The 12,966-nt window shown below is 57.6% G+C and carries 13 protein-coding genes; 7 read left to right on the plus strand and 6 right to left on the minus strand.

All coding sequences use genetic code 11. From position 1 onward, the window contains the following. From ABFT80_RS01505 to ABFT80_RS01515, 3 genes are all read right to left on the minus strand, one after another. Nucleotides 1-645 carry a DUF2291 family protein gene (locus ABFT80_RS01505; protein ID WP_347970084.1) on the minus strand — a complete coding sequence of 215 codons (645 nt, stop codon included), beginning with the start codon at nt 643-645 and terminating at the stop codon, nt 1-3. Between the two features lie 76 nt (nt 646-721). Further along, on the minus strand, nt 722-1,663 hold the full coding sequence (locus ABFT80_RS01510) for a D-ribose ABC transporter substrate-binding protein (protein ID WP_347970085.1): 942 nt from the start codon (nt 1,661-1,663) through the stop codon (nt 722-724). A gap of 47 nt (nt 1,664-1,710) precedes the next feature. Further along, nucleotides 1,711-2,538, minus strand: a complete 828-nt coding sequence (locus ABFT80_RS01515; RefSeq protein ID WP_347970086.1) for a phosphogluconate dehydrogenase C-terminal domain-containing protein — start codon at nt 2,536-2,538, stop codon at nt 1,711-1,713. Nucleotides 2,539-2,786: 248 nt separating this feature from the next. On the opposite strand from ABFT80_RS01515, the gene ABFT80_RS01520 reads away from it, so the two are divergent. The 4 genes from ABFT80_RS01520 to ABFT80_RS01535 all read left to right on the plus strand — a co-directional run bounded on the left by ABFT80_RS01520 (nt 2,787) and on the right by ABFT80_RS01535 (nt 7,048). Further along, nucleotides 2,787-3,254: a DUF4126 domain-containing protein gene (locus ABFT80_RS01520; protein ID WP_347970087.1), complete on the plus strand. Its 468-nt coding sequence runs from the start codon at nt 2,787-2,789 to the stop codon at nt 3,252-3,254. Then, nucleotides 3,251-4,630, plus strand: coding sequence for an FAD-containing oxidoreductase (locus tag ABFT80_RS01525; protein WP_347970088.1), 1,380 nt, complete (start codon nt 3,251-3,253; stop codon nt 4,628-4,630). The genes ABFT80_RS01520 and ABFT80_RS01525 overlap by 4 nt, the downstream gene beginning before the upstream one ends. A 76-nt stretch (nt 4,631-4,706) precedes the next feature. After that, entirely contained in the window at nt 4,707-5,843 is a 1,137-nt protein-coding gene (locus ABFT80_RS01530; RefSeq protein ID WP_347970089.1) for a helix-turn-helix transcriptional regulator, read from the plus strand. Nucleotides 5,844-5,941: 98 nt separating this feature from the next. Further along, on the plus strand, nt 5,942-7,048 hold the full coding sequence (locus tag ABFT80_RS01535; RefSeq protein ID WP_347970090.1) for an NAD(P)/FAD-dependent oxidoreductase: 1,107 nt from the start codon (nt 5,942-5,944) through the stop codon (nt 7,046-7,048). Nucleotides 7,049-7,052: 4 nt separating this feature from the next. Here the strand turns inward: ABFT80_RS01535 and amaB are convergent, their stop codons facing one another. Beyond that, entirely contained in the window at nt 7,053-8,561 is a 1,509-nt protein-coding gene (amaB, locus tag ABFT80_RS01540; protein WP_347970091.1) for an L-piperidine-6-carboxylate dehydrogenase, read from the minus strand. 314 nt (nt 8,562-8,875) lie between these two features. Between amaB and ABFT80_RS01545 the strand changes: the two genes are divergently transcribed. The 3 genes from ABFT80_RS01545 to ABFT80_RS01555 all read left to right on the plus strand — a co-directional run bounded on the left by ABFT80_RS01545 (nt 8,876) and on the right by ABFT80_RS01555 (nt 11,145). Beyond that, entirely contained in the window at nt 8,876-10,099 is a 1,224-nt protein-coding gene (locus ABFT80_RS01545) for an AI-2E family transporter (protein WP_455189856.1), read from the plus strand. 126 nt (nt 10,100-10,225) lie between these two features. Then, a complete protein-coding gene (locus ABFT80_RS01550; RefSeq protein WP_347970092.1) occupies nt 10,226-10,498 on the plus strand; it encodes a glycine zipper domain-containing protein in 273 nt (90 codons plus the stop codon). 290 nt (nt 10,499-10,788) lie between these two features. Beyond that, entirely contained in the window at nt 10,789-11,145 is a 357-nt protein-coding gene (locus tag ABFT80_RS01555) for a septal ring lytic transglycosylase RlpA family protein (RefSeq protein ID WP_347970093.1), read from the plus strand. Between the two features lie 61 nt (nt 11,146-11,206). Here the strand turns inward: ABFT80_RS01555 and ABFT80_RS01560 are convergent, their stop codons facing one another. Together ABFT80_RS01560 and ABFT80_RS01565 are read right to left on the minus strand one after the other, a co-directional pair. Further along, the gene (locus ABFT80_RS01560) at nt 11,207-12,091 is read right to left on the minus strand and encodes an SMP-30/gluconolactonase/LRE family protein (protein ID WP_347970094.1); all 885 of its coding nucleotides are present in this window, start codon (nt 12,089-12,091) and stop codon (nt 11,207-11,209) included. A gap of 36 nt (nt 12,092-12,127) precedes the next feature. Continuing rightward, on the minus strand, nt 12,128-12,895 hold the full coding sequence (locus tag ABFT80_RS01565; RefSeq protein WP_347970095.1) for an SDR family NAD(P)-dependent oxidoreductase: 768 nt from the start codon (nt 12,893-12,895) through the stop codon (nt 12,128-12,130). Nucleotides 12,896-12,966: the final 71 nt, after the last annotated feature.

Here is a 12,966-nt window from a genome sequence, read left to right on the forward strand (position 1 = left end):
TCAGCCACCGATTGTGATCGTGGCGGGAACGAGAAGCGGCAATTGCCCGCTGGAAGGCAGCGGATAGGCGCCGACCGCCTGCACGCTTTTGCCGACGAGATTTTCGCGCGGAAGCTTTTCGAGAAGCAGCGTGTTGACGTGGGTGTTGAACGACTTTCCGTATTGCGCCCATTCGATCTGGTTCTTGAACTCGTTGAAGTTGACGAAATCCAGACTGTCGCGCAGTGCCGTGCCACGAACTGCCGGGCCAATCTGGATGCGCACATCTGCCTTGCCGTCCGCGTCGATATCGACATCGACATAGGCCGCGCGGGATTTGAGTTCTTCGGCGACGATGGTGCCTTCGAGCCTTGCTGCGAAGGTCCATGGCGCGCTGCCCTGTTTTTCCTTGTGGCCGAATTTTGCGCCTGCGGCTTCCAGATCGGAGGATGCGAGGCTTGCGACTTCCTTGAAGTCCCCGGCCTTCTGATCGAGGTAGGGAACGACCTTCGAATCCCATATCTCCGCGACCATACGGTCGGGATTGAATCCGCCAGCAGCAGCACTCGCGGCCTCTTCGGCTGTTGGCGTCTTGATGATCGTGAAGCCGGAAAGCGTCACCACGCAAACAAGCGCGACGGCTGCGACAGCCCTGATATTCGGCATGGGAAACACACTCCGTCACAATGGAATTATGCGCGCAACGCGGCTTGCCCACGCTGCGCGCATATTTCGGAAGGACTTAGTCCTTGAGCGCGAAAGTCTCGAGCTCCTCGGCATTGTCGGCATTGATCAGCACGCAATCCATGAGCTGCTTTTCTTCAGCCGGTGCCTTGCCGGTCTTGATGTACTCGTCCGCCTGCATGACGGCCATCTGCGCCTGCGCGTAAGCCGGCTGAAGGACGGTCGCCTTGATGCCGCCTGCCTTGATGGAGTCGCGAACGTCGTTCGAGCCATCGAAGCCAACCACGATCACGTCTTTGCGACCGGCTGCCTGGAGAGCGGCGATCGCACCCATGGCCATCGTATCGTTGCCGGAGATGACGCCCTGAATGTCAGGATTTGCCTGAAGGATGGTTTCCATCTTGGAATAGCCTTCGGTCTGGCTCCAGTTCGCCGACTGCTGCGCGACCATCTTCATGTCTGGATAGTCGTCGATGACGTCGTGGTAGCCTTTCGAACGGATACCGGCATTCAGATCGGCTTCGCGGCCGAGAAGCTCGACGTAATTGCCCTTTTCGCCCATCAGCTTGACGAACTCTTCGGCACCGAGCTGCGCGCCCTGATAATTGTTCGAGACGATCTGCGAAACTGCAACGCCGGTTGCATTGATTTCACGATCGATCAGGAAGGACGGAACGCCTGCATCCTTGGCCTTCTGGACGGCCGCGATGGATGCTTCCGAACCTGCATTGTCAAGGATGATCGCCTTTGCGCCACGGCCGATTGCCGTGTCGATGAGCTGTGACTGCTTGCTGGCATCGTCGTCATGCACGAGCACGAGCGTATCATAGCCAAGCTCTTTCGCCTTGGCTTCCGCACCGACAGCTTCCGCCTTGAAGAACGGATTGTCGTGGGATGGCGTGATGATTGCGATAAGGTCGGCAGCGTAAGCGGGCATTGCCGCTCCCGCCGAAAGAAAGGCTGCAAAAGCAGCGATGGTAAGTCTGCGCGTAAGTTTCATTCCAAGTCCTCCCAAGGTTAAGAAATGAGGGCGAGACGCCCAATGCGTCAGGTGATGCGCCGGATGCTGTCGGCAATCTCCTGTGGTTCGAAAACACGCTTCCAGTCGTCGCGCATAAGCGCTGGCTTGCCGAACTCGATCGCCTTGTTGCAGGCATCGGAAAACACGCCCTCGACTTCTTCAAAGATGACCGCGCCCAGCACATTCATGTGGCCGAGCAGGAAATCGCGCGCGGCTTCCTTCGGCACGCCACGCGCCACGCACTCATCCATAGCTTCGCGCATGACAACGAGCAGCGAGGCGCATACGGTTTCGGACAGGCCCGGCTCCAGCAAAGCCATCTGCTCGACCGTCACGCGATGCGAACGCATGACAGGCGCCCAGATCACCTTCGCGATTTCTTCGCCCAGCGCATAGGCTTCTTCCGGCCCTTGCATCAGCGCCGACACGATATGCTGCTTGGCAGCAACGCCGCCGAAATGGTCCTTGCGAGCCGCGAGTTCGGTTTCGTCGTTGAAGATCGGCGGATGGCAGGGATGCGTGACGAAATAGGTCAGATCCGCACGCTCTGGCAGATGCCCGGCAAAAGGTGCGGCGGCATCGAGGATAACGACCATCGTGCCGGCTTTCAGCTTGCCTACGATGCCGGACGCCACCTTGCCGATGACCGTATCCGGTACGGCCAGAATGACGACATCGGCGCCATCGAGGGCTGCATCGGCATCTATCGTCTTGACGTCGAGTTCTTTCGCGAGGCGCGCCTTGCCGGCTTCGCTGACTTCGACATGTCGAACGTCGAAGCGCGACCCTTTGAGGTTTTTTGCCAGGCGGCAACCCATTTTTCCGCCGGCGCCGAACAAGGCAATGGACGTCATACGATATCTCCTCGGATCACTTTACGACGAGTATTATCTTCAACTGGTATGATGAGTCAATGAGTGCATCACATTACCAATGTCTTTGAAAGAAATTTGCCGCAGACACCTGTCGAAACCGCTGCCGCCGCATATGCTACTTTGTGGCGTGTACCGCCCCCGCCGGTTACGTCTAATTGTGAGTTGAATATTCGCGTTCTTTGCGGTCATCTGCCATGACTTCCAAGTCAACAGGTTTGGAGCGTGCCATGTCCATCTACATGCTGGCCTTGCTTATCGGTGTAATTGCGGGACTTCGTGCAATGACGGCCCCTGCCGCGGTGAGTTGGGCGGCACATCTCGGCTGGTTTCCGGTCGAAGGGACGTGGGCAGCCTTTATGGGCTATCGCTTCACACCCTATATTTTCAGCGTACTGGCCATAATCGAGCTGATCACCGATCAGCTTCCCTCGACACCGAGCCGCAAGGTTCCGCAACAGTTCGGTGCGCGTATCGTCAGCGGTGCGTTTTGCGGCGCGGTTCTGGGCGCGGGTTTCGGAGCCACGATCGGCGGTGCGATTGCAGGCGCGATCGGTGCGGTCATTGGCACGCTGGGCGGGGCCGAGTTCCGCAGCCGTCTGGTTCAGGCGACAGGAGGCAAGGATTTGCCGATCGCCCTTCTGGAAGACGTGATTGCCATCGGCGGGGCAATATTGATCGTTTCCGCCGTGTCATGACCCGGCATTTCGACGCCATAATCATCGGCACCGGACAGGCAGGACCACCTCTCGCCGGGCGTCTGACGGCATCGGGAATGCGCGTTGCGATCATCGAGCGGAAACTGTTCGGCGGAACATGCGTCAATACCGGCTGCAAACCGACCAAGACACTGGTTGCAAGCGCATATGCCGCCTATATGACCCGTCGCGCTGCAGATTTCGGTGTCTTACTATCGGGCGAAGTCGGCATAAATTTCGCCGCGGTCATGGCGCGAAAGGACAAGGTTTCCGACGATTCCCGCGAGGGCGTCGAAAGCTGGCTGCGCGCGATGGATGGATGCACGGTCTTCGACGGCCACGCGCAGTTCGAGTCCGAAAAAACGATACGGATCGGCGACGAGGTTCTGAGCGCGGATAGGATTTTTCTGAATGTCGGCGGGCGCGCGGCCATTCCAGATTTCCCCGGCATAGACGAAGTCGATTATTTGACGAACACTTCCATCCTCCAGCTCACAGAATTGCCGAAGCATCTCGTTATCGTCGGCGGCAGCTATATAGGACTGGAATTTGCGCAAATCTTTCGTCGTTTCGGTAGTGACGTCACGATTGTCGAGAAAGGCGCGCGGCTCATCCATCGCGAGGACGAAGATGTGTCTGCCGCGATAAAGGATATTTTCGAAAAAGAAGGCATTCATATCCGCCTGAATGCCGAATGCATCAGCTTTCGACCCGCCGATGGCGCGATAGGCGTTGGTGTCGATTGCACCGAGGGAAGTCCCGAAGTGCTTGGCTCCCATGTGCTTCTGGCAGTCGGCAGGAAGCCGAATACGGATGATCTCGCGCTCGACAAAGCCGGTGTGGAAACCGACAGTCGCGGTTATATCGTCGTCGATGATCAGTTGCGCAGCAACGTCGATGGCATATGGGCGCTGGGCGATTGCAATGGCAAAGGCGCCTTCACCCACACCGCCTATAATGATTTCGAGATCGTGGCGGACAATCTTCTCGACAACGACAAGCGCCGTGTGACCGACAGAATTTCAACCTATGCTCTGTTCATCGATCCGCCGCTCGGCCGGGTTGGCATGACCGAAGCGGAAGCTAAAAAATCGGGAAAGAAGCTGCTGATTTCCACCCGCCCGATGAGCCAGGTCGGCCGCGCGGTGGAAAAATCGGAAACGCTGGGCTTCATGAAGATCGTGGTCGATGCAGACAGCCAAGCCATATTGGGGGCTGCGATTCTCGGCACCGGCGGCGATGAAGTCGTCCACGGCATATTGGACACGATGTATGCGAAAGCGCCGTACAAAACTTTGCAACGCGCCATGCATATCCACCCAACGGTGTCGGAACTCATCCCCACTTTGGTCGCAGATTTGAAACCGCTTAAATAAGCGCATCTGCAACCAGATACTACCTAGACTTTACGTAAGGGCAGGTATTACACTTTGGTAGCGAGGGCGCTGCTATATGATCCGTGCATCCATTTCTTCGGTATCGCATTTGATCGACGACCTTTATCAGGCCGCCTATGAACCAGACCATTGGACGATCGCACTGGAAAGTCTGCGCGTTCTGTTCGATGGATCCAGAAGCTGCATTCGCTACGATCATGGGATGAAGCCCGGCACCCATGTCGCAAATTACGACGATCCCAACCTGGTGCTCGATTTTTTCCGGGGCGGCTATCCCATGGATACCGTTACGTCGATCATTTCGGCTTTTCAGGTTGGTGTTCCAAAAACCGATTCCGGCCTTGTCGCCAAGGAACTGCTCCACAAAACGCAGATGTGGAACGACCTGATGAAACCGCGCGACATGTATGGCGGGATGGCGACAAAAATTCTGGTGTCCGGAGAGCTGAATGTCTTTGTCGATATTCAACGCGGATTGAAGCAGCCGGAATTCTCGACGGAAGATCTTGAGTTGAAGCGCGCGCTGGTGCCGACGCTGATACGCGTCGCCCAGATTTCGGAGAGGCTTGGTCATCGCAATTTAAGCAGCCGCTCCGCCCATATGGCCCTCGACGCGCTCTCCATCGGTTTCGTTACCGTGACGCCGTCAATGCGAGTGATAGAATTCAACGGTGCTGCAGAAAAGATTTTCGAGCGCGGTAATCTTTCGTGTCAGCACGGGCATCTGTTCACCGGTAACCTGGCGCTGACACGCCGCCTGAACAAGCTTGTCGCGGAGGCCTGCTACGACGATGATGGCCTGCCCGGACATGGCGGGGAGCTGGTGATCAATTCGGTGATGACGGACACGCCAGCGGTCGCCCTTTCCGTGGCGCCGGTCCAGAAACGACACGCATTGTCCGAAGGCATTCCGGGACCGGCCGCCGTCATTTATATCCGCGAGATCGGCAATGGCTTTGCCGCAGATATGCAAACACGTCTGCGCGAATTGTTCGGTCTGAGTGCCAGGGAATCCGAAATAGCCAAAGGGCTGGTAACAGGAAGCTCGCTTCAGGAAATCGCCAACGCCAGCGAGATCAGTATCGCGACGGCGCGGACCCAGCTCGCAAGCATTTTCCGAAAGACCGATACGAACCGGCAAAGCCAGCTCGTCATGCTGCTTATGCAGGTTTTGCAGCTTCCTCGCCCATAAGCTTAGCCTTTTACAAAGATGCCCGCCGTTTTGGTGGATGGTATCGGCGTTTCGGTCGTGCGATTTGAAGGGCTGAGTTTTCTGACCGGGCGGATCGAATGGAGCGGATCGATTGTGTCATTGCGGGTGCGGGCGTCATCGGCCTTGCGATAGCCCGCGCCCTTGCCCTGGCCGGCCGGGAGGTCATCGTTCTCGAAGCTACCGACATGATCGGCACCGGCACGAGCTCACGCAATTCGGAAGTGATCCACGCCGGTATCTACTATCCGAAAGACAGCCTGAAAGCGAAGTTCTGCGTTTCCGGAAAAGAGATGCTTTATCGCTTCGTCGAAGAGCACGGCGTCGCGTATCGGCGTTGCGGCAAGCTGATCGTCGCCACCAATGCCGAGCAGGACGCGAAGCTGATCGGCATTCGCGAGAAAGCGTCGTCATGCGGCGTTTCCGATCTGTTGCCGCTGACGCGCAAAGACGTTTTGGCCCTCGAACCGGAGCTCGACTGCAGCGCCGCACTGCTTTCGCCTTCGACCGGCATTATCGACAGCCATGGTTTCATGCTCGCCCTGCAGGGAGAAGCTGAAGCAAGAGGCGCTTCGATCGCCTTCATGACGAAAGTGCTTTCGGGGCGCGTCACGCAGCGCGGAATTGAATTGACCACGCTTGATACCACAACCGGCAATACGCTCGATCTCGAGGCCAAATGCTTTGTCAATGCAGCGGGATTGGAGGCCAACGCACTCGCTTGCCGGGTCGAAGGACTGGACGCCAGCTTCGTGCCCAAGCTGACGCTTGCCAAGGGAAACTATTTTTCCGCGACCGGACGCACGCCGTTTTCGCATCTCATCTATCCGGTGCCGGAAGATGGCGGGCTTGGCGTTCACCTGACGCTCGATCTCAATGGACGGATGCGCTTTGGGCCGGATGTCGAATGGATCGACACGATAGATTATAGGGTAAATCCGGCGCGCGCAGACATCTTCTACGACAGGATACGCAGCTACTGGCCGGGGTTGGCCGACGGAAGCCTCGTGCCTGCCTATAGCGGCATTCGGCCGAAGCTCTCAGGCCCCGGCGAAAATCAGGCGGATTTTCTCATTCAGGGGCCGGAAACCCATGGCGTTCCCGGCCTCTTCAATCTGTTCGGGATAGAAAGTCCGGGTCTTACGTCAAGCTTGGCGATTGCCGAGCACGTTGCGACCCGGATTTGAGCTTTTACAGGTCGAACGATACGCCCTGCGCAAGCGGCAACGCCTTCGAGTAGTTCACCGTGTTGGTGGCGCGACGCATATAGGCTTTCCACGCATCCGACCCCGATTCGCGACCGCCGCCGGTTTCCTTTTCACCACCGAACGCCCCGCCGATTTCGGCACCCGATGTGCCGATATTGACGTTGGCGATGCCGCAATCGGAACCATCAGCGGAAAGAAAGCGCTCTGCTTCCTGCAAATCCAGCGTGAAGATCGACGAAGAAAGACCCGCACCGACTGCATTGTGCAGCCGAAGCGCCTCATCGAAATCGCTGTATTTCATGACGTAAAGGATCGGAGCGAAGGTTTCTTCGGTGACCGGCGAAACCTGCTTCGGCATTTCGACCAATGCAGGCTTGGCGTAAAACGCCTCGGCATTTACGGTTTCGACACGCTCGCCGCCAGTCACCTTGCCGCCTGCCGCGGTGGCCTCTTTCAAGGCCTTCTGCATGTTCTCGAAAGCAGGCTTGTCGATCAGCGGGCCGACCAGAGATTTGGTTTCCAGCGGATTGCCGACAGACACGCTCTGATAGGCCTTTCTCAGACGCGCAACGAGATCGTCATAAAGGCTTTCATGCACGAACAGCCTGCGAAGCGTGGTGCAGCGCTGGCCGGCAGTGCCCATCGCACCAAATGCGATGGCACGGACTGCCATGTCGATATCGGCAGACGGGCAAACGATGCCGGCATTGTTGCCGCCGAGCTCCAGAATTGCGCGCGCAAAGCGCTTGGCAAGGCGCGGTCCCACGTCGCGGCCCATGCGCGTCGATCCCGTGGCGGACACCAGCGGAACCTTCGGATGATCGACAAGCGCCTCGCCAACGATACGGTCGCCTATCAGCACCTGCGACAGGTTTTCCGGTGCATCGCCGAACCGTTTCAAAGCGCGCTCGAAAATCGCCTGAGAGGCAAGTGCCGTGAGCGGCGTCTTTTCCGATGGCTTCCAGACAACGGCATTGCCGCAGACGATCGCCAAGGCGGTGTTCCAGGACCAGACGGCGACCGGAAAGTTGAATGCCGAGATAACGCCAACGACGCCCAGCGGATGCCACGTCTCCATCATGCGATGGCCCGGACGCTCCGTTGCAATGGTCAGACCGTAAAGCTGGCGCGAGAGGCCGACTGCAAAATCGCAGATATCGATCATCTCCTGGACTTCGCCAAGTCCTTCAGACGGGATCTTGCCCGCTTCAATCGAAACCAGACGGCCGAGATCTTCCTTGCTGGCGCGAAGCTCTTCACCCAGAAGCCTGATCAATTCGCCGCGGCGCGGGGCCGGAATCAGCCGCCATTCGCGAAACGCCTTATCCGCGCGCTCGACTGCCTCACCGACATCCTTTTCGCCGATGGCATGAAGATCGGCAATCTTTTCACCCGTCACCGGGCTGTAGGAAGGCATCGCTCCGCCGGTGAAAGCTTTATCCGGCACGCCGAGCTTTTTCAGAAGCGTTGCCGTTTCGCTGATCATGGTCATTCTGGTTCCCTTATGCTTTGTCGCTGCCGTGCGCCTATCATGTCCGCCACAGATAATGCCAGCAAGTGCAGCGAGAAAGGTTTATGCCAAACCGATCCAGCCCGCAGCAATGTTACTGCCATATTCGAACGATAGAAGGCCAATGGGCGGCTCATTCCTGAAGCGAATGAAGCGCTTGCCGGTTCGTTAAAAGTTTTCCCGCACTATTCGCAGGTAAACGAGTTTCGAAAACCTATGGCGCACCGGCGCCAACAGGCTGTACAACAGAGCATGGAAATATCCCGGCGCAAGGCTGATCGGGGGAAGGAGGCATCTTGAGCAAGCCGGAAGCGTCTAAGCCAGCGCGCGAAACACGTTTGCTAGGTTTTGCGGCGCCATCCCGCGCTGCATTGATTGCCCCGATCTCGGCCGCCCGTTGGCTGCTGCTGCTCATAGCCGCAGCCGGAATCTATTTCTTTCACGGCTTTCTCGTCCCTGTTCTCGCCGCCCTTGTCATCGGCTTTGCAAGCTGGCCGCTTTACAAGCGCCTGCTTTCATTTGTCGGTGGAAACAGAACCATTGCCGCAACGATCGCGCTGATCCTGCTCATCGGCGTCTTCATCGTACCGATTTCATTTGCCGCAACCTACGCGACCGAAGAAATCCGCGAATGGTTCGGCTGGGCCGTCGAGACCAACCGGCACGGTGCCGCAGCGCCCCTCTGGCTCATTTCCGTTCCCGGCGTCGGTGAATGGCTCGTTGCGCAGTGGGACCAGTATATCGGGCATCCCGGGGCAATAGGCGAAGTGATACAGCTCGTCAGCGGCGGCAATATCGGCAACATCTACAGGGCCATTCTGGCTGCAGGCGGCGGCGTCTTCGGCCTTCTGCTGGGTCTCCTGTTCATGCTGATCACGCTGTTTTTCGTCTATCACGATGGCGAGCGCTTTTCGGTGCAGATCGACCGGCTGGGCGAACGCATCCTGCCAATGCGCTGGGAGCGTATTTCACGCGTCGTGCCTGCAACTATCAGCTCGACCGTCACCGGAATGACGCTCATCGCCATCGGCGAAGGCGTCGTTCTCGGCCTTGCCTACTGGGTCGCAGGCGTTCCTTCGCCCGTCACGCTGGGCGTGCTTACCGGCATCATGGCGCTTATTCCGGGCGGTGCACCGCTGTCCTTCACTCTCGTCTCGCTCTATCTCGTTGCCAGCGGTTCGCCTTTTGCCGGTGTAGCCCTGTTCATCTGGGGCTCTGTCGAATTGTTCATCGTCGATAAGACGCTGCGTCCGAAGCTCGTCGGCGGGCCAATCAAACTGCCTTTTCTCCCGACGTTTTTCGGGCTTGTCGGCGGCGTCAAGACGATGGGCTTCCTGGGTTTGTTCATCGGCCCCGTCCTTATGGCGCTGCTCGTCGCGATCTGGCGCGAATGGCTTCGCGAGGTGGAAATTTCCGATGAAACGGAAGTGGAAATCGATGCAAAGACCGTCGCCTTGGAACCGATCGAGCCTGTGACAGTTTCGATAAAGCCGATACCGCACAAAGCTGCTTCGGGATGATTCCAGACCCCATCACGGGCGTCCCTTTATAAATCGGTGTCGCAACTTGTGATGGGAGCGTTACAACAAAACGACGTAATACGCGCGTTGTTGGGACGTATTGGTGAAACTGGAGGTCTAAATTTCATGAAGAAAGCTATTTTGGCGCTTGCGCTTATGGTTCCAATCGCAGCTTGCTCGCAAACCGAACAGGGTGCCGTCGTCGGCGGTGCCGGTGGTGCGGCTATCGGTGCCGCGGTCGCAGGCAGCGGCAACAGAGCTGGTGGCGCGCTCATCGGCGGCGCAGTAGGTGCTGCAACCGGCGCCCTCATCGGCCGCTCGCAGGACAACCGCAACCAGTGTCAGTACCGCGATGACTATGGTCGCGTTTACACAGATCGTTGTCCGCAGGGTTACTGATCTTAACGGTTTGACTACCAAACCCCTCGCTCTTTCGGGCGGGGGGTTTTTCTTTGCAAATAATGCAAGATTTGCATAATTCCGTGATGTTAAATCACAGCGTGATCGTGAGTTCAGAGCAAGCAAATCCGGTTATTTTAAACGTACAAATCCAAGCATCTCGCTCAAGCCACGTTTCAAGTTGATTCAGAACGTGTTCGCTTGTCATGGAACCGGCACCGCGAGAACACATTTGCTGCCACATTTCCCCACTACGGGCTCCATTACTTTCAATGGAGCTTATATACAGGATGACGATACGCAAAGCGGCAGTCGCCGCCGCAGTCATTACCACCGGCATCATGATGGCCGCTTCCACAGTTACTGCCTCAGCCCAATGCGGCCGCGCTTCCTGGTATGCGCTGCATTCGAAGACGGCTTCCGGCGAGCGCATGAACCCCTCCGCAATGACCGCTGCCCACCGCACCTTGCCATTCGGCACGAAGGTCAAGGTGACCAACAAGCGCAACGGAAAAACAGTCGTCGTGCGCATCAATGACCGCGGACCGTTCATCAAGGGTCGCGTTCTCGATGTATCGAAAGCGGCTGCCCGCAGACTCGGCTTTGTCAGTTCCGGCCACACGCCGGTTTGCATGGATATGAGCTGAACATCGGACGATGTTTTAGATCGTCATTTGTACGTCCAATGGGACGCACGGCGATCTAATTTCAGCCAATCAGAATGCGCGGGCCCAGCCTGCCTTTGACCGGCAAATCAAGTATCAGCGTTTTGCCAGCCAAAGGGTCTGCTGCCCGCGCATCTTCGTCCATCCCGGACCATGCGCTCGTAACCGCCATGCGCGAAGCGTCACGCCCGATGAACGCCGGGCATGAAGGCTGAAGGGTTGGCACCGCGACGGAGCGGATGCGCTTTCCGTCAGGTGAATAGGCATCGATCGACGCGCCTCCCCAGCGTGCGTTCCACAGCACGCCGTCTGTATCCATAACAGAGCCGTCCAATCCGCCCTCGCCGCCGCTCTGGTCGAAAAACACCGCCGGATCTCCCGTGGGCAGCCCGGTTTCGGGATCACAATTCACGCGAAACAACAGATTCTCACGCGTGTCGGCATAATAGGCTGTGGCACCATCCGGCGAAAAGCAGATCGAATTCGGAATGGTGATGCCCGGGTAAAGCAGCCGCGTCTCGCCTTTGAAATACCAGTAGATCGAACCCGCCGCTTTTTCCGCCTTCTTGCCCATCGTGCCGAACCAGAACGCGCCGCATGGATGAACGCGCGCATCGTTCGAGCGGGTGACCGGATTTTCGGCCTCTACCGCAACATGCAGCGAGAGCTTTCCGGTTTCGGCATCGCGGATATGGAGACCGGTTTCGGTCAAAACGAGCTGTCGCTGATCGTCGATAAAGGCGACCGCGCTCGCCATCTGGCCGAGATCGTGAGTAGTCGTTGCGTTTCGTTCGAAGGAATGCGCGAGGAGTTTTTTGCCGACGATGTCGAACCAGAAAAGCGTGTCGCTGATCGGATCGTAGTTTGGTCCTTCACCCAGTTCGCAGACCACATCCGAAAGTGCCGAAGCGTCTTTTTCTGTCGTCACGCCATGTCCCCCACGATTTGGTTTCAGTCCTGACGGTTACAGATACCCGCCATCGACGATCAGCGTCTGCGCCGTCAGCATGCGAGATGCTTCCGACGCTAAAAACAGGCATGGACCGACGAGATCATCCGCCTTCATGACTTCTTTAAGCGCCTGCTTGGCGACGTGTGCTTTAAGCGAATCATCCGTGACCCAAAGCTTTTGCTGGCGCTCGGTAATCACCCAGCCCGGCGCAATGGCGTTGACTCTTATGCCATCGACGCCAAGCTCACCGGCAAGCCCTTTGGTCAGTCCGATGATGCCGGCCTTAGCCGTCGTATAGGACGGCATGTTCGGATGATTGATGAGGAACGAAGTGGATGTGAAGTTGATGATCGAACCACGCCCGGCCTTCTTCATACCCGGAGCTACCGCCTGCGCGGTGAAGAAATGCGGACGCAGATTGATCGACTGGTTGTTGTCCCAGAATTCAGGCGTCACATCGCCAACCGCGTGACGGTCGTCACGGGCGGCATTGTTGATGAGAACCGTGACCGGCCCATGTGCTGCTTCAGCTTTCGCAACAGAAGCGCGCAAGGCTTCGATGTCGCGTAGATCGGTCTTCAAAAACAATGGTCGGACGCCGCATTCGCGCTCCAGCCGTTCGCACAGTTCTTCGCTGGACTCCTCAGCGATGTCGATGAACGCAACGCGTGCGCCCTGGCGGATGAAACCTTCCGTCAATGCAGCGCCGATGCCGGAACCGCCGCCGGTTATCAGCACCGACGCATTTTCGAGGTCGGGAAATAGTGCCGACGGCATCATGTCTTGTCTCCTCCGCAGCGCCGAAATCCAAGCGCGGCAATTTCAATATCGTCTCACGAAGAAGCAGACAA

The sequence above is a fragment of the Foliimonas ilicis genome (assembly GCF_039939195.1).
GTDB classification, from domain to species: domain Bacteria; phylum Pseudomonadota; class Alphaproteobacteria; order Rhizobiales; family Rhizobiaceae; genus Foliimonas; species Foliimonas ilicis.